The sequence below is a fragment of the Hydrogenophaga bisanensis genome (genome assembly GCF_042665135.1).
GTDB classification, from domain to species: Bacteria; Pseudomonadota; Gammaproteobacteria; order Burkholderiales; family Burkholderiaceae_C; genus Hydrogenophaga; species Hydrogenophaga bisanensis.
Genome location: NZ_JBHTBX010000012.1, coordinates 1 through 23,046, shown reverse-complemented (window position 1 = coordinate 23,046; position 23,046 = coordinate 1). Strand labels below are relative to the sequence as shown.

Here is a 23,046-nt window from a genome sequence, read left to right as displayed (position 1 = left end):
ACGGACGTCTCATCCTCACTTGTACAGCACCTGCGGCAACCACAGGCCGATCTCAGGGAACTGGTAGAGCAGGATGATGGCAATCACCTGGATGCCCATGAAGGGCAGCATGCCGGCAAAGATCTGGTTCAGCGTCACGTGCGGCGGGCTCACCCCCTTGAGGTAGAACGCCGACATGGCCACCGGCGGGCTCAGGAAGGCCGTCTGCAGGTTCAGTGCCACCAGCAGGCCGAAGAACAGCGGATCCACCCCGAAGTTGTCCAGCAGCGGAATGAAGATCGGCATGAAGATCACGATGATCTCGGTCCACTCCAGCGGCCAGCCCAGGATGAAGATGATCACCTGCGACAGGATCAGGAACTCCGTCTTCGACAGGTTCATGCCCAGCACCCACTGCTCGACCAGCTCCTGGCCGCCCAGCAGGGCAAAGGCTGCCGAGAAGATGGCCGACCCGACGAACAGCCAGCAGACCATGGCACTGGTCTTGGCCGTCAGGAACACCGACTCCTTGACCACGCCGAAGGTCAGCTGCCGGTAGGCCGCCGCCAGCAGCAGGCCGCCGAAGGCGCCCACGGCGGCCGCCTCGGTGGGCGTGGCCAGTCCGAAGACGATGGAGCCCAGCACCGCCAGGATCAGCACCATCAGCGGGAAGAAGCTCGACAGCAGCATCTTGAAGACTTCCAGCCGCGCGTAGCTCAGGATAGCGTAGAACACGGCCAGTGCCAGGGCACCGACGCCCAGGCCGATCCAGTAGCTGGTGGGTGCGGGCTGCGTGGTCGGCGCAGGCGAGCCTTCCGCGGTTGCCGGGGCAGGCGCCGCGCCGGGTGGCAAGGCGACGCTGTCTGCGGGTGGCTCTGCGGCCGCAGAGGTGGCGGCTTCTGCCCCCGGTGGCTCGGCCAGATCGCCACCGCCAGCGCCGGGAGGCTCGGCCAGGCCGCCTTCCTCTTCCCCGGACGGGGGCTCTGCCAGACCGCCCTCGGAGGCGCTGCTCTCGCTGCTCTCTTCGCCCATGGCCACCAGTTCTTCGTAGGTTTCTTCCACCTCGACGGTGGTCACGCTCTGGTAGGAGGCAAAGGCCACCGCGGCGAACAGCACCGCCGGTGCCAGCGCAATGCCCAGCTGTCCCAGCAGGTAGCTGGTGGACACCTGCTGGTTGCGCTTGCCCTTGAGGGCATTGATCAGACCCGACAGGGCCCAGCCTTCGCTGCTGGCGCCGATGCGCAGCAGGGGTTCCGGCAGGGGAACACGGCGCTGCTCAGCCGACAGCGGCGGCGCCCAGTCCGGCTTGAGCTTGGCCATGATGATCACGTACAGGATGTACAGGCCCGCCAGCATGATGCCGGGGAAGAACGCACCCGCATACAGCTGCACCACCGACACGCCGGCCGTGGCTCCGTAGACGATCAGCAGGACCGAGGGCGGGATCAGGATACCCAGGCAACCACCGGCGGTGATGGCGCCGGCGGTCAGCCGCACGTCGTAGCCGGCCCGCAGCATCTGGGGCATGGCCAGCAGGCCCATCAGGGTCACCACGGCGCCAACAATGCCGGTCGCGGTGGCGAACACGGCGCAGGTCACCAGCGTCGCCACCCCCAGCGAACCGGGCACGCGCGCCAGCGACAGGTGCAGGCTGTGGAAGAGCTTTTCGATCAGGTTGGCCCGCTCGACCAGGTAACCCATGAACACGAACAGCGGGATCGAGATCAGCACGTCGTTGGTCATGACCGAGAACGCCCGCTGCACCATCAGGTCCAGCGTCTGCTTCAGGGCGCCTGCGGCGCTCTGGTCGCCCGAGTGGTAGGCAAAGAAGGCGAACAGCATGCCCATGCCCATCAGGGTAAAGGCGGTCGGAAAGCCCAGCATGATGGCCACGACCACCAGCGAGAGCATCAGCAGGCCGTAGTGGCCGTTGGTCATCTGGTCGACGCTCAGCACCATCGCCAGCGCGCCACCACCGATCAGCCCCATCAGGATGAAGCCGAACCACAGTTCCTTGCGGATCTTCATGCCTGGCCTCCCTTGTGTTCGGCCTGGCGGACCACGTACTGGTCCAGACTCTCGATGTCGCTGTCTTTCACGTGAACCATTTCTTTCAGTTTGTCGACGTCGACTTCCTCGACGTCCTCCTCGCGGCTGGGCCATTCACCCGTGCGGATGCAGATCACGCAGCGCACGATTTCCACCAGCCCCTGCAGCAGCAGCACGCCGCCCGCAATCGGCACCACAAACTTGAACGGGTAGATGGGCAGGGGGTCGGCGCTGAAGGTCTGTTCGCGGATCGCCAGCGCATCCTGCGCGAAGCTCCACCCCGCCCAGGTCAGCGCGATGATGCCGGGCAGGAAAAAGACGATGTAGAGCACCAGATCGATGGTGGCCTGCGTGCGCGGGCGAAAGAACCCGTAGAGCACATCGCCCCGCACATGGCCGTTCTTGGCCAGGGTGTAGGCGCCGGCGGTCATGAACAGCAGGCCGTACAGCATGATCTGCACGTCCAGCATCCAGGCGTGGGGTTGGTTGAGCACATAGCGGGAGAACACCTCCCAGCAGATCAGGAGCGTGAGCACCGCCGCCGACCAGGCGCCGGCCTTGCCGAACCAGGTGGAGAAGCGGTCAACGGCAATGAGCAGTTTTTGCATGAAGAGTCCCAACGAAAAAAGGGGCGCCCGCGGGCGCCCCTGGGGGGCAGAAGGGCCGGTCAGCTCTTCTTGGCGCCCTTGCCGAAGTAGTGGTTGTAGGCCATCTTGAAGTCGACCGTGTAGTCGTTCTGCCACTGTCCAGCGCGCTCGGCGAACGCCTTCTGCGAGTCGAGCACCTTCTTGAACATCGGGTTCTCGGCCGCCTTCTTGGCGATGGTCTTGTCCCAGGCGGCCAGCTGTGCGCGCAGGATCGAATCCGGGGTCTTGTAGAACTTCACACCCTGCTTCTTGAGCTCGATGTAGTCCTGCGAGTTGCGCTGGATGGCCTTCCAGCTCATGTCGGCGGACGCGGCCTGCACGGCGTAGTCGATGATGGAGCGCAGTTCCTGCGGCAGGGCGCGGTACTTCGGGCCGTTGAACAGGATCTCGAACTGCTCGCCGCTCTGGTGGAAGGACTGCAGCATGCAGTTCTTGGCCACGTCAGGGAAGCCCAGCACGCGGTCGGACGAGGCGTTGTTGAACTCGGCCGCGTCGATCAGGCCGCGGTCCAGCGCCGGCACGATCTCGCCGCCTGGCAGCGGGTTGACGGCCGTACCCAGTTCGGTGAACACGTCCACCGCCAGGCCCACGGTGCGGAACTTCAGGCCCTTCATGTCCTCGACCTTGGCCACCGGCTTCTTGAACCAGCCCAGCGGCTGGGTGGGCATCGGGCCATACAGGAAGGTCTGCACGTCCATGTTCAGGGACTTGTAGATTTCCTCGACCAGCTCCTTGCCGCCGCCGTAGTTGTGCCAGGCCAGGACCATGTTCGGGTCCATGCCGAAGGCGGGGCCCGATCCCCACAGGGCCAGGGCCGAGTTCTTCCCGTACCAGTAGGCGATCACACCGTGACCGCCGTCCAGGGTGCCCTTGCTGACGGCTTCCAGCAGCTGGAAGGCCGGCACCACGGCACCCGAGGGCAGCACTTCGATCTTCAGGCGCCCGCTCGCCATGTCGTTGACCTTCTTGGCGAAGTCGTTGGCGTACTCGTGGAAGATGTCCTTGGCCGGCCAGGTGCTCTGGAAGCGCAGGGTGGTGGTCTGCGCGGTCGCGACCATCGGCACCGACATGGCGCCAGCGGCCACGGCGGCGCCCTTGATCATGTTGCGGCGAGAGGTCGCGGTTTTCTTCTGATCCATCGGTTGTCTCCTGTGGTGGGCTGTGAAGGATTTGATGATGCGCGCAAGTGCCTGCCGGTCCGTGCAGGGTTTTCACCAGTCGGGTGTCATGTTCGTGACGCTAACTCCTTGATTTGAAAATGGTTTTTTCGTTATGTGGCAACATGAAATTTATTCACGGCCTTGTTGATGGGGTCTACACCCCGGGGTACGTGGATCTGGCGCTGGCCGGACAGGCAAAATATCGGTCTGTCCCCCTGACCCCAACGCCGGAGATTGCCCATGACCACCGTCCACGATCCTGAACGCAAGCGTGCGCTGGTGCTGCGCCTCAAGCGCGTCGAAGGGCAGCTGCGCGGCATCCAGAAACTGATCGAGGAAGACGCCGACTGCGAGAAGGTGGCGCAGCAGCTGGCCGCCGCCCGCAAGGCGCTGGACAAGAGCTTCTTTGCGATGGTCAGCTGCGTGATCGCCCAGGGCGATGTGCCGCCGGATGACGTCGCCGACATGCTGTCTCGCTTCTCCTGAAACCTGCCTCTGATGAAACCGCTTCAGCTGTTCGATCCCGCATCCAGTACCTACACCTATGTGCTGTTCGATCAGGGCAGCCGGGAGGCCGTGATCATCGACCCGGTGGACGAGCAGATCGACCGGGACTTGGGCATCCTTCGGGAATACGGTCTGAAGCTGGTGTGGACGCTGGAGACCCATGCGCACGCCGATCACATCACCAGTGCGGGCAAGCTAGCGGAGTTGGCCGGTGCCCGCACGGCCGCGCCCGAAGGCTGCGGGATTGGCACCGCGGCGGTGCAGTTGCGGCACGGGGACACCTTGCGCTTCGGTGCCGAGTCTCTGAGTGCCCTGCACACCCCGGGCCACACGGCGGGCAGCATGTGCTTTGTCTGGCGTGACCATGTCTTCACGGGCGATACCCTGCTCATCCATGGCTGTGGGCGCACCGATTTCCAGTCGGGCAGTGCGCGGGATCTCTACCGCAGCCTCACCCAGGTCCTGTTCGCCCTGCCGGACGCCACCACCGTATGGCCCGGCCATGACTACCAGGGCCGATCCCACTCGACCATCGGGCAGGAGAAGACCGGCAACCCCCGCGTGGCCGGCAAGACCGAAGACGAGTTCGTGGCCATCATGGACGCGTTGAACCTGCCCCGCCCCCGGCGCATCGACGAAGCGGTGCCGGCGAATCTGACTTCCGGCCTCCGCCACGATGCCGATGGCGTGCTCCTGATGCAACCCAGACCGGTGCAGGCAGGCTATGCCGGTGACGTGTCGCCGCAGCTGGCCTGGCATTGGGTGCAGTCGGGTGAAGCGGTGCTGGTGGATGTCCGCACCGACGCCGAGCGGGAGTGGGTGGGTTTCGTGCCGGGGGCGGTGAACGTGGCCTGGAAGCAATGGCCAGGCATGGTCATGAACCCCCTGTTCGACAGCCAGATTCAGGCCGCAGCGGCCGGTGGCCGAAAGCTGGTGCTGCTGTGCCGCAGTGGGGTGCGCTCGGTGGCGGCGGCCAAACGGGCCACCGAACTGGGTCTGCAGGCTTACAACATTCTCGAGGGCTTCGAGGGCGACCCCGATGGGAACGCCCACCGGGGGCGCCGGGGCGGGTGGCGGCATCACGGCTTGCCCTGGCGGCAGAACTGACGCCATTCACCCAAGCTTGGACCGCGCGGTACCATTTGAAGCGCCGCTTATCGGCTCGACGGCGGCAAACTTGAGTCGAAAGCGTAACAACCCCTGTCAAACCTGACAGGTCTTGTCCCCCATCCAGCGCATTCTTTTTTTCAATGGGATCTCTCAACCCGAAAGGAGATCCCCATGGAAACGCTGGCACAACCCCTGAACGCAGCTCCCGCCAACCCGCCGCTCTCGCCCGTGCTGCAGGCCCGCATCGCGCGCGACTTTCAAACCCGATGGGACAAGGACTGGGGAGGTCGCTTCGTGTTGCATGGTCGCCAGCCCGGTCCGGACGCCGTGCGCCTGGATGGCAATGACTACCTGGCGGTCACCGGCCACCCCGACATCGTACGTGCCCATGTGAACGCGATGACCCGCGACAGCGAGTTCGTTGTCCAGTCCGGCGTGTTCCTGCTGCAGCAGCACCCCAGCCGAGCGCTGGAGGCCAGTCTGGCCCATTGGGTGGGCAAGGAGGATGCCCTGATCTGCCAGTCCGGGTACTCGGCCAACGTCGGTTTGCTGCAGGCGATTGCCGATGCCCAGACACCCGTGTACCTGGATGGCCAGGCCCACGCCTCCCTCTGGGAGGGGGCGCACGCGGCCCGCGCGCCCGCTCACATGTTCCGCCACAACGACCCGGATTTTCTGGACCGCATGATGACGCGCAAGGGGCCTGGCGTCGTGGTGGTCGATTCCGTCTACAGCACCACCGGGGACGTGTGTCCGCTGGCGGAGATGGTCGAGGTGGTGGAGAAGCACGGCGCCATGCTCCTGGTCGACGAATCGCATTCACTGGGCACCCATGGCCCCGCGGGCGCGGGTCTGTGCGCCCAGCTGGGTCTGACCGATCGTGTGCACTTCATCACCGCCAGCCTGGCCAAGGCCATGGCCGGGCGCGCAGGCTTCTTCACCATGCCGGCCAGCATGCGTTACTACATCCTCAGCTCCAGCTTTCCCAACATCTTCAGCAGTTGCCTGCTGCCGCACGAGATCGCGGGACTGCAGGCAACCGTCGGTGTCCTTCAGCGCGCCGATGCGCAGCGGTCCCGGCTGTTCGAGGTGACGCGCCGGGTGCGAAGTGCACTGGAGGCCTTGGGCTACCCCATCGGTCAGGGCACCGAACAGATCATCGCGCTGGAAGCCGGATCTGAGCCAGACACGATGCGCCTGCGTGATGCGCTGGAGTCGCGCGGCGTCTTCGGGGCCATCTTCTGCGCGCCGGCCACCGCGCGCAACCGGGCGCTGGTGCGCCTGACCCTCAACGCCGCCCTGACCGATGCCGAGATCGAACACCTGATCGCCGTGGCCGCCGACATCGCACCCCTCGTGCGACCCTGGGACTGGCCGGCGGCGCGTCGCCAGCGCCTGCACGAAGGCGCGATTCAGGCGTCCTGAACCACCCGCTCGCCCTGCTGTTGCACGAATGCCTGCCAGGGCAGGATTCGTGCGCCCACATCGTCGGCCGACAGCGGGAAGACCGCGGCGGTCAGCAGCTTGCCATGGCCGACCTCGAAGGCCGGTGCGGTGCGCACCGGGCCCGTCAGGCGCAACTGCTGGTGCAGCTCGACGGCGGCCAGCCGGCGGGCCTGTTCGATGTCGCGCACCTGATCGCCGGGCAGCCCCACCGAGGCGGCCAGCTCGGCCAGTTCGCCCAGATGGCCGGCCGGCTCCAGCTGCATCCATTCGCAGCTGCCGTCCTGGCGCAGGCCCAGGATGCCGAAGGGCTCGTCCACCACCGCATGCTCCACCCAGTGCTGCCGGGCATATTCGCTGAGCTGCCCGTCGACCGAGGCGGTCCGCAGCAGCCCCAGCTGTTCTGCGCGCAAGGCCGTGCGCCAGGCCGCATCGATCCGGGCATGCGGCTGGTACAGCAGGCGCGAGAGCATGCCGACCAGCACCTGGGCGATCTGATGGGTCTGCTTCTGCACGAACTGCTCGATCAGCCCCTCATTGAACGCCCGGATCGCGATCTGGTCCTCGGCCTGCCCGGTCAGCATGACCCGCGAGCCTGGCCAGTCCACCAGCGACGAAAGCACCTGCAGTCCATCGGCCCCGGGCATCGCGTAGTCGACCACGCACACCCGCGCGAGCATCAGGCGCTCGGGGCAGGTGGACCAGTAGTTCAGCAGCAGCGGGATGAGCGGCTGGCCGTGCCGGTGCCGGTCCAGCATGGACAGTTGCCGGGCCACGTCTGCCTCCCAGCGGGCCGGTTCACCGGCCATGCGCTGGAGGAAACTGGCCGGCCGGGAAAACAGCTCCACATGCCATTGGGGTGGCAGGACCATGCCGACCAGTTCAAGATAGTCGATCGCGTCATCGAGGAACACGATGCCACCGGCGCGGTGAAAGAGGGGCAGGTTCGAATGCATGGCGTCAGTCAGGCAGGGCGATCGCCACTGTCCAGGGGCAGGTCGATCATGAAAACGGCGCCGCGACCGGACTCGGAGTGAACCTTGATGGTGCCGCGCACCGCCTCGACCACGTTGCGGCAAAAGCTCAGTCCCAGCCCGCTGCCGGCGCCGGCCTGCGTGGAATAGAACGGCTCGAAAATCCGGCTCAGCTGCTCCGGACCCATGCCCAGACCCTCGTCGGCCACGGCGATCCGGCCCTTGCCGTGGTGCACCCCCACGGTCAGGCGAAGGTCGCCGGCCTCGATGACCTTGGTCGAGGCCACCAGCGAATGCAGCGCGTTCTTGATGAGGTTGTTCAGCACCTGGGCAAACAGCTGCGGCGAACCCCGGAAGCAGAAGTCCTGCTGGATCACCACCTGCACGCAGTCGCGTTCCCGCCCGCTGCGGTAGGGGTAGTGGGCCACCGCGTCCTGCACCAGGGCGGCCGCCATGATGGGGGTCTGCTCGTGGGGCAGGCGCTGCAGCTGGGCGTTGGAGATCTGGGTATCGATCTGGCGGTGCATGGTCCGCACCAGCTGGTGCAGGCGGTTGGCCAGATCATGCAGCTTGCGTTGCTTGGGTTCGGGCAGGTCGTGCTGGGCCAGGGTGCGCAGAACATCACCCATCAGGTCGATGGTGGCCAGTGGCGTGCGCAGTTCGTGCGCCATCACGCCCATGGTGCTCAGCGTGTTGAGCAGTCGGGTGCGGCGCAGGTTCGCGCTGGAGAAACCGAGCATCAGCCCCATGAAGAACGCGAACGCCAGGGTGACCAGATGCTCGTGCGGCATGTGCCAGCCGGCGGGTCCGGCCAGCATCAGCTGCGCAGTGACCCAGCCCAGCAGTCCGCCCGAGAGCGTACCCAGGGTGGCCAGGCGCCAGTCGGTCGCGTGAAAGTAGATCAGGATCATGGCTGCCGTGCTGGCCAGCCACACCGCATTGCCGTCGTTCATCCAGTACATCCACCAGAAGTACCAGGGCAGCTGCAACCAGGTGGCCATACCGAACAGCCAGGCGCTTGCGGGCGAGGATGGGTCGCGGCGCACGGCGGGCACCAGGTACACCACCGCCAGCGAACCCATCAGCGCCCGCATGGCCACGTTCTCATAGGGCTGCGGCAGCCAGACCGACCAGATGATGCCGAACATCAGGTGGCCCAGCAGCGTGAAGAGACCGATCAGGGCCAGGCGAAAGGAAGAAGGATGCAAAATGGGCTCCAGCGGAGCGTGCACCACTTCTTCCTGAAAGCGGCGCCACCAGCGCCCAGGCGCTCCGTGCAGCCACAGCCGGTCCAGCTTCACATGAATCCCTTCGTCAATGCCCGTTGCATGCGGTGGTCTCCCTGCGGATGCCACCAACGGGCCATTGTCGCTGGAGAACACCGGGTGGTGGCATGACCCTCCCTGTCAACTTTGACAGTGTCGGTGTCGACGCCATCCTGGCCGACTGGGTAATTGCCCTGCGGGAATACGGCGTGGACGCCGTTCTGGTGCTGGGGCCCGATCCCGATGCCGGCCGCGAGAGTCGCCAGGTGCTGGCGGTCCATCCGCCCCGCCTGTTGCCGGAAGCCCAGGCGCTGGCCGACAGCCGGGACTTCGGCGCCCCCTGGCGCGACAGCGATGCGCCCATGGTCGCCTGGCAGGAAATCGCCAAGGCAGCCTGGCAGGAGTCGCCCTCGCGTTGGCGTCGCCTGTGGGTGGCGCATGGCTACCAGACGGTGGTGCGGGTCGCTTTTGCCTTGCCTGCCGGTCGGGCGTTCGAGTGTTTCATGTTCAGTGCGCGCGCCTTCGCCAGCCGCACCGAGGCGGCCGAACTGGCCTGGTCGGCACTGAACATCTGGCCCATGCTGCGCCGTGCGATTGCGGAAACGCGTGTCACGCTGAGCCCGCGTGAGCTGGAGAGCCTCCAGCTGGCCTTCGAGGGGCTGACGGCGCGCGAGACCGCCTTGCGCATGGACTGCGCAGAGCGCACCGTCAACTACCACCTCGCCAACGCGATGGCCAAGCTGCACACCGACAACAAGTTGCAGGCGGTGCAGAAGGCCTGCTGGCTGGGGCTCATCTGATCGTCGATCGCGATCTTGCTGCGTTGCGGAAAATTCCCGCGCGTGCATGGGGATAATGCCGGGTATGAGCTTTCTGGCAATCGATGTGGGCAACACCCGCCTGAAATGGGCGCTGTACGACGAACCCCGGGTCGGCGCTCGGCTGCTGGCCCATGGCGCCCAGTTTCTGGAGAACATCGAGAAGCTGGGCGAAGGCGACTGGAGCCAGCTGCCCGCCCCCCGTTGGGTGCTGGGCTGCATCGTCGCCGGCGATGCGGTCAAGCGACGCGTCGAAGAGCAATTGGAGATCTGGGACGTCACGCCGCAGTGGGTGGTCTCCAGCAGCGCCGAGGCCGGGTTGAGCAACGGCTACGACCACCCGGCCCGCCTGGGCTCGGATCGCTGGGTGGCCATGATCGGCGCACGTCAGCGCCTGCTGGGCCAGGGCAGGCCCCGCCCCTGTGTGGTGGTGATGGTCGGGACGGCCGTGACGGTCGAGGCCATCGACACCGATGGACGCTTTTTGGGCGGCATCATCCTGCCCGGTCACGGCATCATGCTCAGGGCGCTGGAGTCGGGTACCGCCGGGCTGCACGTGCCCACGGGCGAGGTGCGCGACTTTCCCACCAACACCAGCGACGCCCTGACCAGCGGCGGCACCTTTGCCATCGCTGGCGCGGTCCAGCGCATGTGGGACAACCTGCGCCAGCACTGCGGCGAAGAGCCGGTCTGCTACATGACCGGTGGCGCGGGCTGGAAGATGGCGCCCAGCATGTCCACGCGGTGCGAACTGGTCGAAAGCCTGATCTTCGATGGCCTGCTGGAGATTGCCAGCCAGCGCCTGCAGCCGGCCTGAGCCATCACAGGCCTGTCAGGCCTCTCCCCAGGGCAGCATCAGCGACAGCGCCAGCAACTGCGTCAGTTCCGGCTCGAAGCCGTCGATCACGGCCTGCGGGTCCGCGCAGAGTGTGCGGTCGGCGATCATGCCGAACTGCACGCCACCGCCGTAGCTCAGGATCGAGATACCCACGCCCACGGTGCCCGTCTGCGGGACCCAGAACATGGTCTGCTCAAGGGTGGCACCACAGAATTTCAGCTTTTTCGCAGGCCCCGGCACATTGGTCATGACCGCCGTGGTCTTGCGGCCGAACAGGCTGAGCATGGCGTCCTGGGCGGGCTTGACCAGCAGGCCCGCCAGCGACAGCAGGCCGAAGGTCAGGATGGGCTGCAGGCTGCCCTTGAGGGCATTCATCCGGCGGCGCACCTCGAACAGCCGCTCCAGCGGGTGCTCGATGCCCACCGGCAGCACCAGGGGCACCAGGCCGAAGCGGTTGCCCAGCTGCCAGGCCTGCTCCATGGGCCGCAGGTTGATCGGCACCATCGCGCGGATCTCGACCCCCTCGGTGTTCTCGCCCTGCTGGCGCAGGTAGTGCCCGATGGCGCCGGCCGCACAGCTGAGCAGCACATCATTGACCGAGCAGTTCATGGCCTTGCCCACCGCCTTGACCTCGTCCAGCGGCACCGGGTCGGCCCAGGCCACCGCCTTCTGCCCGCCAGGTTGCCCTTTGAGCGATGTGGGGGTGTCGTCGGGCATCAGTGCCAGCGCCGCCAGGTCACTGGCCAGCTGTGTGCCCAGCCGCGCCAGATCGCCCGCCTGCTCCAGCGACTCGCTCAGTCCCTGCTGGGGCGATCCGATCATCGCCAGCGTGCGTGCGGCCCCGCCACCGGCCACGTCCAGGGCACGGGCGGTCAGGTCACCCAGGGGGCGGATCAGGGTGTCGGCCAGCCACAGTTCGGCGGCATCGAGCTTGCCGCCTTCGGTGGTACGGGGGCGCCGCTGGCGGGGCGGGGGGCCGCCATCGACCAGACTCATCATCACGCTGATCAGTGCGATGCCGTCGGCGATGCAATGGTGGATGCGGGCAATCAGCGTCGATCCGCCCTCATGGTCCTCGACCAGTTCGAAATGCCACAGCGGGTGCTGGGGATCCAGCGTCTGCATGGCCAGGTCCGCCACACGCGCCTGCAGGGCCGAGCGGGCGCTCTCGCCGCGGCGACGGCGCAACACCTGTGCCGTCACGTGCCGCTCCAGCCGGAAGTCGGGGTCGTCCACCCAGTGAGCGCCGGTGGCGTCCTCGCGGGCGGCCTGGACAAAGCGGCGGTAGGGCAGCAGCCGGTCACGCACGCGCTCCTGCAGGGCGGCCAGCGTGATGCCCGGCCGCAGGATCCAGACCCCCACGATCATCATGCGGTTGACGTCCGAATCCATGCGCAGCCAGGCGGTGTCGACCTTGCTCATGCGCTCGCCCTCGAAGCCCAGCGAACTGGCCAGCGCCTCCACCACAGACGGCCTGGCAGGCGCCTTGCGCGCGGGGCGTGCGGTCCGGTTGCCGGCGCGGGCGATACGCTCAACCATGTTGTCTCCTGTCATTGCCGCGCGGCGGGGCGGTCGTGTTGGGGGAAGCTGTCTATTTTGCCGTTCGGCCCGACCGTAAGATACCGGGCGTTACCCGGGTGGATCCGGGTGCCCCTTTTACCGTCAGGAGACCCCCATGTCCGATCTGAAGTCCCGCTTTGAAGCGGCGGTTGCCAACTCCAAGAAGCTCGCCGAGCGCCCCGACAACGCCACCCTGCTCAAGATCTACGGCCTGTACAAGCAGGCCACCGCCGGTGACATCACCGAGAAGAAGCCGGGCTTCGGCGACATGGTCGGCCGTGCCAAGTGGGATGCCTGGAACGGTTTCAAGGGCGTCTCGTCCGATGACGCCATGCAGCAGTACATCGACCTGATCGAGTCGCTGTCCTGATTCGTCAGGCCCGCACGCCGGTCAACCCGCCTTGCCCTTGCGGCTGGCGGGTTTTTTTTGCGCCAGCAGTTCGTCCAGGTTCTTGACGATCTCCAGCTCGATGCGGTCCTTGAAGGCGCCGAGCAGGAATCCCAGCTTCGCGTTGAGCTCGAAATGGTCGGGCGTGACCAGCAGGGTGCCGTTGACGCCGCTGCGTTTGAACGTCACCTCGTCGCCGTCGGGGCTCTCGGCGTAGGCGCACTCCATGTCGAATTCGCTCTCGGCCTGTTCGGCCCACTGCCAGGCAATCTTGCGTGCCTTGGCCAGTCCCAGGAAGTGATCGCGTCGGATGTGAATCTCGGCCATGGCGGTGTCGTCGGGTGTCAGGAAGGGTTGCTGGGCGGTGCGACTGGCATCAGGGCCTGCAGGGCGGCCAGGCGCTCGGCCGGCGTGGCATCGGCCAGCCGCCTGACCGCATCATAAAAGCGCGGGAAGTCCCGGCCCTCGCGCTCGAACAGGGCCTCGAAGGCGGGCACCCACTGGTCGTACACCGCCTGGGCACCAAAGAGGGCGTTGTTGGCCGCGGCCACCCAACGGTCGTAGCCGGCATAGCCGCCCCAGGACTCGCGCAGCCGCGCATACCCGGCCCGAAACTCGGCCATCACCGCCTGTTTGCGCGCGGCGCGCGTGGCGGGGTCCAGGCTCGTGTCCCCATAGACCGCTTCCAGCCGGTCCCGGGTCTGGCGGGTCAGCGCCCGGAAAGCCTGGCGCCGTTCCTGGAAGCGGGCGTACTCCTGTCGTGCGGTCTCCCCGGCCTGCTCACGCAGCCAGCGCTCACCACCCAGGCGCTCGACCGCCGTGGCAAACGACTCGTTGAAGGGGGTGTCGTTCTTCGCATAGACCAGCTGGTGCGCCAGCTCGTGGAAGATCAGCCGCGCCAGCTCACCTTCGGGGTAGGTGATGAAGGTGTTCAGCAGCGGGTCACCCCCCATCCAGTTGGTCCAGCCCAGGGTGGAGTAGGCCGGCACCGGATACACCGCCACCTCCAGCGCCGGGTCCAGGGTGGCGGCATAGGCGCGGGCGTTGGCCTCGGCAAAGTAGCCCCGGTAGCCCACGCAACCGGTCACCGGAAAGCACCACTGCTCCAGCTTCAGCGAGAACGGGGCCGCCGCCACCACGTTGTAGACCGCGCCGCGTCGGCCCAGATCGGCGTAGCGGGTGTAGCTGGGGTTGTCAGGCAAACCGAGTTCGGTGATGGCAAAGCGACGGATGGCCTGCGCCGCCTGCAGGCGGGTGCGCACCAGGGCGGGCGTGGCCGGGTCCTGCAGCCAGTCCTCCACCGGGCGGGCGGCGCTCACCAGCGCCAGGTGGCCGGTGACCGATTGCCAGTAGTAGCCCGGTCCGCTGAGGGGGCTCGTGCAGCCGGCCAGCGTCAGCACCAGCAGACCCGCCAGACCGCCTCGCCGCCACCATCGGGTCGTCATCATGCGCAGGGGCTGACTTCGACCAGGCAGTCGTAGAACACCGGTCCGTTGCCCAGATCGGTCAGGCGTTGGCTGGTCACCTCGTTCACGTTGGTGCCTGAAGGCCCAAGCTTGCGCCACCAGATGCCCAGGCCATTGACCACGCCGGGGCGCGCCCGTTCACTGATGCGGGCCTTGCAGCGGTATTCACCGCGGTCATTGAACACCCGCACCAGCTGGCCATCGGCAATGCCGCGCGTGTGGGCGTCGTCGGCGTGGATCTCCAGCAGCGGCTCGCCTTCGATGTCGCGCAGGCTCTTCACGTTGACAAAGCTGGAGTTCAGGAAGTTGCGCGCCGGTGGCGAGATCATGGCCAGCGGATGGCGCGTGTCGCTGCCCGCCGGCTCATGGTTGGGCAGGTGGTCGGGCAGGCCGTCCATGCCCTGGCGGGCCAGGCGTTCACTGAAGAACTCGCACTTGCCCGAGGCGGTCGGGAAGCCGCCGTCAGCAAACGGTGCCTCGGGGATCGGCAGCGTGGCATAACCCTGGTTCAGCAACTGCTCAAAATCCACCGCATCGCCAAAGGCCGTGCGGCACAGGCTCAGGTCATCGTCGGCGAAGCAGGGGTCATCGAAGCCCATGCGCGCCGCCAGTGCGCGGAACACCTCGGTGTTGGGGCGCGCCTGCCCCACCGGGGCAATCGCCGGCCGGTTCAGCAGCACATCGGTGTGGCCATAGCTGGCGTGGATGTCCCAGTGCTCCAGCTGCGTGGTGGCCGGCAGGATGATGTCGGCGTAGTCGGCGGTGTCGGTCTGGAAGTGCTCCAGCACCACGGTGAACAGGTCTTCGCGCGCGAAGCCCTGCACCACCTTGCCCGATTCGGGTGCCACCGCCACGGGATTGCTGTCGTAGACGATGAGCGCCTCGATCTTCGGGCCAAAGTCTGGCGATGCCTCGCGCAGCAGGTCGTCGCCGATGGTCACCATGTTGATGGTGCGGGGCGTGCGGCCGGCCAGCAGGTCCGGGCGGTGCAGCGCCTGGCGGCGGATCGGGAAAAAGCCTGAGGCCGACAGCAGCAGTCCGCCGGCGCGATTGCGCCAGGCGCCGACCAGCGCCGGCAGGCAGGCAATCGCGCGCACCGCGTTGCCGCCACCGCGAACCCGCTGCATGCCGTAGTTCAGGCGGATCGCGGCGGGTTTCGTGGTGCCATAGTCCCGGGCCAGGCGGCGGATCTGTTCCACCGGCACACCGCACACCTGCGCGGCCCGCTCGGGCGGCCATTGCAGCGCGCGTTCACGAAGTCGCTCCCAGCCCAGTGTATGGCGGGCGATGTAGTCGTGGTCCAGCCAGTCGTTGGCGATCAGCTCGTGCATCAGCGCCAGCGCCAGCGCTGCATCGGTGCCGGGCAGCAGGGCGATGTGCTCGTGGCATTTGTCGGCGGTCTCGGTGCGGCGCGGGTCGATGCAGACCAACCGGGCGCCGTCGCGCTTGGCCTGCTGCGCCACGCGCCAGAAGTGCAGGTTGCTGCCGATCGAATTGCTGCCCCAGATCAGGATCAGTTTCGATTCGGCAAAGTGCTCCACCTTCATGCCCACCTTGCCGCCCAGGGTGTGCATCAAGCCTTCGCCGCCGGCCGTGGCACAGATCGTGCGTTCCAGATGGGAAGCGCCCAGACGGTGGAAGAAGCGGGCGGCCATGCCTTCGGACTGCACCAGCCCCATGGTGCCGGCGTAGCTGTAGGGCAGGATGGCCTGCGGATCCCGGGCGGCAATGGGCTTGAGGCGGCTGGCGATCTCGTCCAGCGCCTCATCCCAGGACACCGGCGTGAACTGGCCGCTGCCCTTGGGGCCGGTGCGCCGCAGGGGCGTGAGGATGCGATCCGGGTGGTAGCTGCGTTCGGTGTAGCGCGACACCTTGGTGCACAGGGCACCGTCGGTGTGCCGGTGCGCCGGGTTGCCCTGCACGCGGATGGCGCGCCCATCCTGCACGGTGGTCAGCAGTGCGCAGGTGTCCGGGCAGTCATGGGGGCAGGCGCCGCGTACAGTGGATCCCTGTCCATTGGCGTTAATGGGGGGTTGCATCTTTGTAATTTTGGATTAAGGTTCGGCCAGCCCGCCACAAGCGGGCACATCGAAAAGCAGGATAGCAGGAGTGAACGAATGCGTCGTCGTCGGGTTGTGTCCGCCATCGGACAGGGGATGGGTTTGTCGTTGCTGGGTGGCTGGAGTTCTCTGGCCCGGGCCCAGTCATCAGGGGTCAAGGACAACCTGATCGTGCTGGGTCAGTCGGCCGCGTTTTCCGGGCCGGCGCAGCAACTGGGGGTGCAGTACCACCTGGGTGCCATGGCCTACTTTGAAGGTGTCAACGCCAAGGGTGGCATCAACGGCCGCAAGATCGAGCTCAAGCGCGTCGATGACGCCTACGACCCGCAGAAATGTGAGGCCAACACCCGCCAGTTCCTGCAGGACGACGTGTTCGCTTTGTTCGGCTATGTGGGCACGGCCACGACGCAGGCCGCATTGCCGCTCGCGGACCAGGCCAAGGTGCCTGTGTTCGCGCCCCTGACCGGGGCCGACGTGTTGCGTGAACCCTTCAACCGCCACGTGGTGCACATCCGCGCGTCCTACAACGACGAGACAGCCGCCATCGTGCGGCAGCTGACGGCGGTCGGCATCAAGCGCATTGCAGTCTTCCACCAGGATGATGGCTATGGCCAGGCCGGCCTGGCCGGTGTGCAGGCCGCGCTCAAATCACTGGACCTGGCGCCGGTGGGGGTGGGCGTGGTGGCGCGCAATTCCACCGAGGTGGAACCGGCGGTCAAGAAGATTCTGGCGTCCAGACCCGAGGCCATCGTGCAGATCGGCGCCTACCAGGCCTGCGCGGTCTTTGTCCGCCAGGCCCGGCGCGCCGGCTACACCGGCAACTTCTACAACGTGTCCTTCGTGGGTACACAGGCCCTGCTCGACGAACTGGGTGCTGAGGCCAAGGGGGTCTCGGTCAGCCAGGTCATGCCCTATCCCTACTCGTCTTCCACGCCGCTGGCGTCCGAGTACCAGGCCGCGCTCAAGGACAAGCGCGGCGTCGTCCCCAACTACTCGGGCATGGAGGGCTTCGTCGCGGCCAAGCTGTTTACCGAGGTGCTGCGCCGCGCGGGCCGCAACCTCACCCGCGAGAGCTTCCTGGCCACGATCGATGGCTTGCAGAAGATCGACCTGGGCGGCTTCACGCTCGAATTCGGTCCCCGCCAGCGGGTGGGTTCGCGCTTTGTCGAACTGACCTTGCTGACCGAAGACGGCCGCGTGCGTCGCTAAGGTGACGCGCATATCCCATCCGGAGGACAGGGTGTTCCGCCGTGGCTGGGCAAGCGTCTGCCCCGGCGGTAGGATGCCTGTTTGGCCATGAACGGGGCGCCCTGCAGCCCCACACGCCGGACCCGAGGAAACCCATGAAACTGATTGATTCGATCCTGACCGAGGCGGCCGGCATTGCCGCCATCCGACGAGACATCCACGCGCACCCCGAGCTGTGCTTTGAAGAGGTCCGCACCGCCGACGTGGTGGCCGCCCGCCTGACCGATTGGGGCATCCCGATCCGCCGCGGCCTCGGCACCACCGGGGTGGTCGGCATCGTGCACGGGCGCGACGGCGGGGCCTGTGGCCGCGCCATTGGCCTGCGCGCCGACATGGACGCCCTGCCCATGACCGAACTCAATACCTTTGGTCATGCCAGCCGCCACCACGGCAAGATGCACGCCTGCGGCCACGACGGCCACACCGCCATGCTGCTGGCCGCAGCCCAGCACCTGGCCAAACACCGCAACTTTGACGGCACCGTGTACCTGATCTTCCAGCCGGCCGAAGAAGGCGGTGGCGGCGCCCGCGAGATGATCAAGGACGGGCTGTTCAAGCAGTTTCCCATGGATGCGGTCTACGGCATGCACAACTGGCCGGGTCTGCCCGTGGGCGGCTTTGCGCTCAGCAGCGGTCCGGTCATGGCCTCGAGCAACGAGTTCCACATCACCATCCACGGCAAGGGGGCCCATGCGGCCCTGCCGCACAACGGCATCGACCCGGTGCCCGTCGCCTGCCAGATGGTGCAGGCGTTCCAGACCATCATCACGCGCAACAAAAAGCCGGTGGATGCCGGCGTCATCAGCGTGACCATGATTCACACCGGCGAGGCCACCAACGTGGTGCCCGACAGCTGCGAGATCCAGGGCACCGTGCGCACCTTCACTTACGAGGTGCTGGACCTGATCGAGCGCCGCATGCAGGAGATTGCCCAGCACACGGCCGCAGCCTTCGGCGCCACGGTCGACTTCAAGTTCAAGCGCAACTACCCGCCCACGGTCAACCACGCGGCCGAAACAGCGTTTGCCCGCCGCGTGCTCCAGGACATCGTCGGCCCGGAAGGTGTGCTGAACCAGGAGCCGACCATGGGCGCCGAAGACTTTGCCTACATGCTGCAGGAAAAGCCCGGCTGCTACCTGTTCATCGGCAACGGCGACGGCGCGCACCGCGGCAGCTACGAGGGCGGTGGCCACGATGCCGGCCCTTGCACCCTGCACAACCCCCACTACGACTTCAACGATGACCTGATCCCCCTGGGCGCCACCTTCTGGGTGCGGCTGGTCGAAGACTGGTTCGCCCAGGCCAAGCCCGGGGGCGCCGCATGATCGGCATCAACGAGGCTTTTTCTCCCAGCTATGCCCGCGCCCGCGTCAAATTCCTGGAAGGCGCGGCAGCGGCCGGCATGGCCATCCGCAGCTATGAGCACCCGCTCAAGGGTCGTGAGGGCGAGACCCTGGCCATGGACGTGGCGCTGGACGGCCCGGCCGACGCCCAGGCCCTGCTGATCGTCAGCAGCGCCTGCCATGGCGCCGAAGGCTTCTGCGGTTCCGGTGTCCAGGTGCACGCCACCCACGACGAACCGTGGCGAGAGCATGCGCGCCAGGCCGGCGTGGCCGTGCTCTACATCCACGCGCTCAACCCCTACGGCTTCTCGCACCTGCGCCGGGTCACCAACGAGAACGTCGACCTCAACCGCAACTTCCAGGATTTCAGCCAGCCCTTGCCAGTCAATGCCGCCTATGCGGCCCTGCACCCGCTGCTGCTGCCCGCCGAGTGGCCGCCCACCGCCGAAAACGACGCCGCCATTGCCGACTGGATCGCCCACCATGACATGCCGGCCTTCCAGTCCGCCGTCACGCAGGGCCAGCACCAGTTCAACGACGGCATGTTCTTTGGCGGCACGGCCCCGACCTGGAGCAACCGCACCCTGCGCGAGGTGCTGCGCACCTACGGCAGCAAGGCGCAGCGCCTGGGCTGGATCGACCTGCACACCGGCCTGGGCCCCAGCGGCCTGGGCGAGCGCATCTTTGCCTGCCGTGACGATGCGGCGGCCCTGCAGCGCGCCCGCGCCTGGTGGGGTGGCAACGGCCAAACGCCCATCACCTCCATCTACGACGGCAGCTCGACCTCCGCCCTGCTGACCGGGTTGATGTGGATCTCGGCCTACGAGGAATGCCCGCAGGCCGAATACACCGGCATGGCGCTGGAGTACGGCACCGAACCGATTCCCGAAGTGATTGCCGCCCTGCGTGGGGACCACTGGCTGCACCTGCATCCGCAGGCGCCGGCCGAACTGCAGACCGCCATCAAGCAGCGCCTGCTCAAGGCCTTCTACACCGACACCGACACCTGGCGTGGCCAGATCGTGTCGCAGGCACGCCAGGCCCTGTTCCAGGCCGTGGACGGCCTGAGCGGCAAGGTGGCCTGACCACCCTCAGGCGGTGGCCCCGGCGGCCGATGCCGGGGGCGACCCGGCCGCGGTGTCGGCCCCGCTCTGCTGCAGGGCCCACATGCCGGCGTAGACCCCGCCCTGGGCCAGCAGCTGGGCGTGGGTGCCGCGCTCGACAATGTGGCCGTGCTCCAGCACGATGATCTCGTGCGCGTCCACCACGGTGGACAGCCGGTGGGCAATCACCAGCGCCGTCTTGTTGCGCGCGGCGCTGCGCAGCTCGGCCTGGATGGCGCGCTCGTTGGCCGAATCCAGCGCCGAGGTGGCCTCGTCAAAGATCAGGATGGGCGGGTTCTTCAGCAGCGTGCGCGCAATGGCCACGCGCTGCTTCTCGCCGCCCGAGAGCTTAAGCCCCCGTTCACCCACCACCGTGGCATAGCCCTGCGGTAGCCGCTCGATGAAGTCGTGGATGTGGGCCGCCCGCGCCGCCGCCACCGCTGCGTCATGACCGGCGTCCGGCCGGCCGTACAGGATGTTGTATTCGATGCTGTCGTTGAACAGCACCGTGTCCTGCGGCACGATGCCGATGGCCTGGCGCACGCTGCCCTGGGTCACCTGCCGGATGTCCTGGCCGTTGATGCGGATGGCGCCTGAGCCGATGTCGTAGAAGCGGTAGAGCAGCCGCGCCAGCGTGCTCTTGCCCGAGCCTGACGGCCCCACCACCGCCACCGTCTTGCCGGCCGGGATCTCAAAGCTGATGCCGTGCAGGATCTGCCGGGCCGGCTCGTAGGCAAAGCGCACATCCTCAAAGCGCACCGTGGGCGGGCCGTCCAGTTGCAGGGGCAGGGCGCCCGGTGCGTCGGCAATCTCGCGCTCCTTCTCCAGCAGGGTGAACATCTTGTCCAGATCGGTCAGGCTCTGCTTGATCTCGCGGTACAGCACGCCCAGGAAGCCCAGTGGGATGTACAACTGGATCATGAAGGCATTGACCATGACCAGGTCGCCCAGCGTCATGCTGCCATCGGCCACGCCCTGGGTGGCGCGCCAGAGCATGGCCACCAGCGCCACCGCAATCACCAGCTGCTGTCCGGTGTTGAGCATGGACAGCGTGCTCTGGCTCTTGAGGCGGGCCTTGCGCAGCTTCTCCAGCGCCTCGTCGTAGCGCCGCGCCTCGAACGCCTCGTTGTTGAAGTACTTGACCGTTTCGTAGTTCAGCAGCGAATCCACCGCCCGTGTCTGGCTGCTGGATTCCAGCTCGTTCATCTCACGGCGGAACTTGGTGCGCCACTCGGTCACCGTCACCGTGAAGTACACGTACAGCACCAGCGCCGCCAGCGTGATCCACACATAGCCCATGTCGAACTTGGTGCCCAGCAGGGTCAGCACCAGCGTCACCTCGATCAGCGTCGGAAAGATGCTGTAGAGCGAATACGAGATCAGCGACTGCACCCCGCGCGTGCCGCGCTCGATGTCGCGCGTCATGCCGCCGGTCTGCCGCTCCAGGTGAAAGCGCAGGCTCAGGCTGTGCAGGTGGCCGAACACCTGCAACGCAATGCTGCGCGTGGCGCCCTCGGTGGCCTTGGCAAACACCAGTTCGCGCAGTTCGGTGAACAGGCTGGTGGACAGGCGCAGCAGGCCATAGGCCAGCAGCAGCGCCACCGGCACCACCAGCAGCGCCTGCGCGCTGCCGGGCGGAATCGTCATGGCGTCCACCAGTTCCTTGAGCAGCACCGGCACGCCCACATTGGCCAGCTTGGCCCCCACCATGAAGCCCAGCGCCAGCATCACCCGCCACTTGTATTGCCACAGGTAGGGCAGCAGGCGACGCAGCGTGGCCCAGTCTGACCGGGGCTGGGCCGGCTGGCCCGGTGGGGCATCGTTCAGGGGCAGGGTGGGGGATGAACTGGCGCGGCGCATCAGACGGGCGGAAGGGCGTGGGGGGTGTGCGGGTGGGGACCTGTGCGGCGAGTGCCGCACAATAGACCCAATGAGAGAGATTGTGCCCATGTCCGACGAATCAAGCCCCCGCCCCCAGACACCCCTGCCCGAAGGCCGGGAACTCGTCCTCAAGGTCATCCCCATGCCGGCCGACACCAACGGCAACGGCGACATCTTCGGCGGCTGGGTCATGGCCCAGGTCGACCTGGCCGGCGCCGTGCTGCCCGCGCGCTACGTGCGCGGCCGCATGGCCACGGTGGCGGTCAACCAGTTCGTGTTCAAGCAGCCCGTGCGCGTGGGCGACATCCTGAGCTTCTATTCCCACGTCACCCGCATCGGCAACACCTCCATCACGGTCCAGGTGGAAGTCTTTGCCGAACGCTTCAAGGCCCAGGGCCAGTACGTCAAGGTGACCGAAGCCAGCCTGACCTACGTCGCCATCGACGACGAAGGCCGGCCCACGCCCATTCCCAAAGACGCCAAGGACGGGCTGCCCCCAGCGAAGGGCTGACGGGACTGCGCCGGCAGCGCCAGGGCATCCAGCGGGCTGGCCGTGCCCCCGGCCGCCACCTTGAGCACGTGCGTGTAGATCATGGTGGTGGACACATCGCTGTGCCCCAGCAGCTCCTGCACGGTGCGGATGTCGGTGCCTGCCTGCAGCAGGTGCGTGGCAAACGAATGCCGCAGGGTGTGCACCGTCACGTGCTTGGCAATGCCGGCCTGTTGCACCGCCAGCTTCAGCCGGCGCGCGAGCTTTTCTTCAAACAGGTGATGCCGTCGGATGGTGCCGGTGACCGGGTCGGTGGAGTTCTTGGGTGCGGGGAACACCCAGAACCAGGCCCAGGTCTCGCCGGCCCTGGGGTACTTGCGCTCCAGTGCATGCGGCAGGTAGACACCGCTTTGTCCGGTCGCCCTGTCCTGAGACCACAAGGCCCGCGCCTGCATCAGCTGTTCCTGCAGGCGGGGCACCAGCGTGCGTGGCAGCATCACCACCCGGTCCTTGTCGCCCTTGCCGCCGCGCACCACGATGGCCTGCCGGTCAAAATCGATGTCCTTGACGCGCAGCGCCAGGCCCTCGGTCTGAACCGCCCCGGGTTTCCAGGAGGCCGGTTGATTTAAGTTGACACCTCTGTTGAGGTGTTGCTGTTGGCGAATTGCCTCCAGTAGTTTGCCTCAGCTTCTGCCGGAGGGATGCCCCCAATCGGCG

The 23,046-nt window shown here is 66.8% G+C and carries 21 protein-coding genes and 1 pseudogene; 11 read left to right on the top strand and 11 right to left on the bottom strand.

Annotation, left to right across the window (positions count from 1 at the left end; all coding sequences use genetic code 11):
• Positions 1 to 15: 15 nt before the first annotated feature.
• Genes ACFQNJ_RS15690 through ACFQNJ_RS15680 form a run of 3 tightly spaced genes read right to left on the bottom strand, consistent with a single transcriptional unit; the run spans position 16 to position 3,814 of the window.
• Complete coding sequence (locus ACFQNJ_RS15690) at positions 16 to 2,007, bottom strand: TRAP transporter large permease (RefSeq protein ID WP_382259257.1); 1,992 nt, start codon at positions 2,005 to 2,007, stop codon at positions 16 to 18.
• The gene (locus ACFQNJ_RS15685) at positions 2,004 to 2,636 is read right to left on the bottom strand and encodes a TRAP transporter small permease subunit (protein ID WP_382259255.1); all 633 of its coding nucleotides are present in this window, start codon (positions 2,634 to 2,636) and stop codon (positions 2,004 to 2,006) included. Before ACFQNJ_RS15685 ends, ACFQNJ_RS15690 begins: the two co-directional genes overlap by 4 nt.
• Before the next feature lie 59 nt (positions 2,637 to 2,695).
• Positions 2,696 to 3,814, bottom strand: a complete 1,119-nt coding sequence (locus ACFQNJ_RS15680; protein ID WP_382259253.1) for a TRAP transporter substrate-binding protein — start codon at positions 3,812 to 3,814, stop codon at positions 2,696 to 2,698.
• 261 nt (positions 3,815 to 4,075) lie between these two features.
• Here ACFQNJ_RS15680 and ACFQNJ_RS15675 point away from each other — a divergent pair, with 261 nt between their 5' ends.
• The 4 genes and pseudogenes from ACFQNJ_RS15675 to cqsA all read left to right on the top strand — a co-directional run bounded on the left by ACFQNJ_RS15675 (position 4,076) and on the right by cqsA (position 6,877).
• A complete protein-coding gene (locus ACFQNJ_RS15675) occupies positions 4,076 to 4,321 on the top strand; it encodes a metal-sensitive transcriptional regulator (RefSeq protein WP_374639572.1) in 246 nt (81 codons plus the stop codon).
• A 12-nt stretch (positions 4,322 to 4,333) separates the two neighbouring features.
• A pseudogene (locus tag ACFQNJ_RS15670) lies at positions 4,334 to 4,834 on the top strand (MBL fold metallo-hydrolase); the annotation flags it as partial.
• Between the two features lie 204 nt (positions 4,835 to 5,038).
• On the top strand, positions 5,039 to 5,449 hold the full coding sequence (locus ACFQNJ_RS15665) for a rhodanese-like domain-containing protein (RefSeq protein WP_382259375.1): 411 nt from the start codon (positions 5,039 to 5,041) through the stop codon (positions 5,447 to 5,449).
• A 174-nt stretch (positions 5,450 to 5,623) separates the two neighbouring features.
• Positions 5,624 to 6,877, top strand: coding sequence for an alpha-hydroxyketone-type quorum-sensing autoinducer synthase (gene cqsA / locus ACFQNJ_RS15660; RefSeq protein WP_382259251.1), 1,254 nt, complete (start codon positions 5,624 to 5,626; stop codon positions 6,875 to 6,877).
• Here cqsA and ACFQNJ_RS15655 read toward each other — a convergent pair.
• Together ACFQNJ_RS15655 and ACFQNJ_RS15650 are read right to left on the bottom strand one after the other, a co-directional pair.
• Entirely contained in the window at positions 6,865 to 7,851 is a 987-nt protein-coding gene (locus ACFQNJ_RS15655) for a response regulator (RefSeq protein ID WP_382259249.1), read from the bottom strand. The two genes, cqsA and ACFQNJ_RS15655, sit on opposite strands and share 13 nt — an antisense overlap.
• A gap of 8 nt (positions 7,852 to 7,859) precedes the next feature.
• A complete protein-coding gene (locus tag ACFQNJ_RS15650; RefSeq protein ID WP_382259247.1) occupies positions 7,860 to 9,170 on the bottom strand; it encodes a sensor histidine kinase in 1,311 nt (436 codons plus the stop codon).
• 92 nt (positions 9,171 to 9,262) lie between these two features.
• On the opposite strand from ACFQNJ_RS15650, the gene ACFQNJ_RS15645 reads away from it, so the two are divergent.
• Together ACFQNJ_RS15645 and ACFQNJ_RS15640 are read left to right on the top strand one after the other, a co-directional pair.
• Positions 9,263 to 9,934, top strand: coding sequence for a helix-turn-helix transcriptional regulator (locus ACFQNJ_RS15645; RefSeq protein ID WP_374639577.1), 672 nt, complete (start codon positions 9,263 to 9,265; stop codon positions 9,932 to 9,934).
• A 64-nt stretch (positions 9,935 to 9,998) separates the two neighbouring features.
• Positions 9,999 to 10,769, top strand: a complete 771-nt coding sequence (locus ACFQNJ_RS15640) for a type III pantothenate kinase (RefSeq protein ID WP_374639578.1) — start codon at positions 9,999 to 10,001, stop codon at positions 10,767 to 10,769.
• 15 nt (positions 10,770 to 10,784) lie between these two features.
• On the opposite strand, the gene ACFQNJ_RS15635 is transcribed toward ACFQNJ_RS15640, so the two are convergent.
• Positions 10,785 to 12,329 carry a wax ester/triacylglycerol synthase family O-acyltransferase gene (locus tag ACFQNJ_RS15635; RefSeq protein ID WP_382259244.1) on the bottom strand — a complete coding sequence of 515 codons (1,545 nt, stop codon included), beginning with the start codon at positions 12,327 to 12,329 and terminating at the stop codon, positions 10,785 to 10,787.
• A gap of 136 nt (positions 12,330 to 12,465) precedes the next feature.
• Here ACFQNJ_RS15635 and ACFQNJ_RS15630 point away from each other — a divergent pair, with 136 nt between their 5' ends.
• Positions 12,466 to 12,720: an acyl-CoA-binding protein gene (locus ACFQNJ_RS15630; RefSeq protein ID WP_374639580.1), complete on the top strand. Its 255-nt coding sequence runs from the start codon at positions 12,466 to 12,468 to the stop codon at positions 12,718 to 12,720.
• A gap of 21 nt (positions 12,721 to 12,741) precedes the next feature.
• Here the strand turns inward: ACFQNJ_RS15630 and ACFQNJ_RS15625 are convergent, their stop codons facing one another.
• The 3 genes from ACFQNJ_RS15625 to ACFQNJ_RS15615 are packed head-to-tail and all read right to left on the bottom strand — an operon-like array spanning position 12,742 to position 16,243.
• Complete coding sequence (locus ACFQNJ_RS15625; RefSeq protein ID WP_374639581.1) at positions 12,742 to 13,065, bottom strand: polyhydroxyalkanoic acid system family protein; 324 nt, start codon at positions 13,063 to 13,065, stop codon at positions 12,742 to 12,744.
• A gap of 17 nt (positions 13,066 to 13,082) precedes the next feature.
• Positions 13,083 to 14,183: an aminopeptidase gene (locus tag ACFQNJ_RS15620; protein ID WP_382259373.1), complete on the bottom strand. Its 1,101-nt coding sequence runs from the start codon at positions 14,181 to 14,183 to the stop codon at positions 13,083 to 13,085.
• A complete protein-coding gene (locus ACFQNJ_RS15615) occupies positions 14,183 to 16,243 on the bottom strand; it encodes a molybdopterin-containing oxidoreductase family protein (protein ID WP_382259242.1) in 2,061 nt (686 codons plus the stop codon). Before ACFQNJ_RS15615 ends, ACFQNJ_RS15620 begins: the two co-directional genes overlap by 1 nt.
• Before the next feature lie 78 nt (positions 16,244 to 16,321).
• Here ACFQNJ_RS15615 and ACFQNJ_RS15610 point away from each other — a divergent pair, with 78 nt between their 5' ends.
• From ACFQNJ_RS15610 to ACFQNJ_RS15600, 3 genes are all read left to right on the top strand, one after another.
• Positions 16,322 to 17,473 carry an ABC transporter substrate-binding protein gene (locus tag ACFQNJ_RS15610; RefSeq protein WP_382259240.1) on the top strand — a complete coding sequence of 384 codons (1,152 nt, stop codon included), beginning with the start codon at positions 16,322 to 16,324 and terminating at the stop codon, positions 17,471 to 17,473.
• A 134-nt stretch (positions 17,474 to 17,607) separates the two neighbouring features.
• Entirely contained in the window at positions 17,608 to 18,837 is a 1,230-nt protein-coding gene (locus tag ACFQNJ_RS15605; protein WP_382259238.1) for a M20 aminoacylase family protein, read from the top strand.
• Positions 18,834 to 19,940 (top strand): M14 family metallopeptidase, encoded by a 1,107-nt coding sequence (locus ACFQNJ_RS15600; protein WP_382259236.1) that lies wholly within the window; start codon positions 18,834 to 18,836, stop codon positions 19,938 to 19,940. Before ACFQNJ_RS15605 ends, ACFQNJ_RS15600 begins: the two co-directional genes overlap by 4 nt.
• Before the next feature lie 6 nt (positions 19,941 to 19,946).
• On the opposite strand, the gene ACFQNJ_RS15595 is transcribed toward ACFQNJ_RS15600, so the two are convergent.
• A complete protein-coding gene (locus tag ACFQNJ_RS15595) occupies positions 19,947 to 21,818 on the bottom strand; it encodes an ABCB family ABC transporter ATP-binding protein/permease (RefSeq protein ID WP_382259234.1) in 1,872 nt (623 codons plus the stop codon).
• Positions 21,819 to 21,906: 88 nt separating this feature from the next.
• On the opposite strand from ACFQNJ_RS15595, the gene ACFQNJ_RS15590 reads away from it, so the two are divergent.
• A complete protein-coding gene (locus ACFQNJ_RS15590) occupies positions 21,907 to 22,350 on the top strand; it encodes an acyl-CoA thioesterase (protein ID WP_374639587.1) in 444 nt (147 codons plus the stop codon).
• Here ACFQNJ_RS15590 and ACFQNJ_RS15585 read toward each other — a convergent pair.
• Positions 22,269 to 22,910 (bottom strand): integron integrase, encoded by a 642-nt coding sequence (locus ACFQNJ_RS15585; protein ID WP_465262231.1) that lies wholly within the window; start codon positions 22,908 to 22,910, stop codon positions 22,269 to 22,271. The genes ACFQNJ_RS15590 and ACFQNJ_RS15585 overlap by 82 nt on opposite strands.
• Positions 22,911 to 23,046: the final 136 nt, after the last annotated feature.

What these genes read in the sequence shown, in the direction of transcription:
- ACFQNJ_RS15625 (WP_374639581.1), bottom strand. Translation starts at nt 13,065, where the DNA reads ATGGCCGAGATTCACATCCGACGCGATCACTTCCTGGGACTGGCCAAG.
- ACFQNJ_RS15605 (WP_382259238.1), top strand. Translation starts at nt 17,608, where the DNA reads ATGAAACTGATTGATTCGATCCTGACCGAGGCGGCCGGCATTGCCGCC.
- ACFQNJ_RS15635 (WP_382259244.1), bottom strand. Translation starts at nt 12,329, where the DNA reads ATGGTTGAGCGTATCGCCCGCGCCGGCAACCGGACCGCACGCCCCGCG.
- ACFQNJ_RS15690 (WP_382259257.1), bottom strand. Translation starts at nt 2,007, where the DNA reads ATGAAGATCCGCAAGGAACTGTGGTTCGGCTTCATCCTGATGGGGCTG.
- ACFQNJ_RS15595 (WP_382259234.1), bottom strand. Translation starts at nt 21,818, where the DNA reads ATGCGCCGCGCCAGTTCATCCCCCACCCTGCCCCTGAACGATGCCCCA.
- cqsA (WP_382259251.1), top strand. Translation starts at nt 5,624, where the DNA reads ATGGAAACGCTGGCACAACCCCTGAACGCAGCTCCCGCCAACCCGCCG.
- ACFQNJ_RS15600 (WP_382259236.1), top strand. Translation starts at nt 18,834, where the DNA reads ATGATCGGCATCAACGAGGCTTTTTCTCCCAGCTATGCCCGCGCCCGC.
- ACFQNJ_RS15630 (WP_374639580.1), top strand. Translation starts at nt 12,466, where the DNA reads ATGTCCGATCTGAAGTCCCGCTTTGAAGCGGCGGTTGCCAACTCCAAG.
- ACFQNJ_RS15610 (WP_382259240.1), top strand. Translation starts at nt 16,322, where the DNA reads ATGCGTCGTCGTCGGGTTGTGTCCGCCATCGGACAGGGGATGGGTTTG.
- ACFQNJ_RS15645 (WP_374639577.1), top strand. Translation starts at nt 9,263, where the DNA reads ATGACCCTCCCTGTCAACTTTGACAGTGTCGGTGTCGACGCCATCCTG.
- ACFQNJ_RS15640 (WP_374639578.1), top strand. Translation starts at nt 9,999, where the DNA reads ATGAGCTTTCTGGCAATCGATGTGGGCAACACCCGCCTGAAATGGGCG.
- ACFQNJ_RS15675 (WP_374639572.1), top strand. Translation starts at nt 4,076, where the DNA reads ATGACCACCGTCCACGATCCTGAACGCAAGCGTGCGCTGGTGCTGCGC.
- ACFQNJ_RS15685 (WP_382259255.1), bottom strand. Translation starts at nt 2,636, where the DNA reads ATGCAAAAACTGCTCATTGCCGTTGACCGCTTCTCCACCTGGTTCGGC.
- ACFQNJ_RS15615 (WP_382259242.1), bottom strand. Translation starts at nt 16,243, where the DNA reads ATGCAACCCCCCATTAACGCCAATGGACAGGGATCCACTGTACGCGGC.
- ACFQNJ_RS15680 (WP_382259253.1), bottom strand. Translation starts at nt 3,814, where the DNA reads ATGGATCAGAAGAAAACCGCGACCTCTCGCCGCAACATGATCAAGGGC.
- ACFQNJ_RS15655 (WP_382259249.1), bottom strand. Translation starts at nt 7,851, where the DNA reads ATGCATTCGAACCTGCCCCTCTTTCACCGCGCCGGTGGCATCGTGTTC.
- ACFQNJ_RS15620 (WP_382259373.1), bottom strand. Translation starts at nt 14,183, where the DNA reads ATGACGACCCGATGGTGGCGGCGAGGCGGTCTGGCGGGTCTGCTGGTG.
- ACFQNJ_RS15590 (WP_374639587.1), top strand. Translation starts at nt 21,907, where the DNA reads ATGTCCGACGAATCAAGCCCCCGCCCCCAGACACCCCTGCCCGAAGGC.
- ACFQNJ_RS15665 (WP_382259375.1), top strand. Translation starts at nt 5,039, where the DNA reads ATGCAACCCAGACCGGTGCAGGCAGGCTATGCCGGTGACGTGTCGCCG.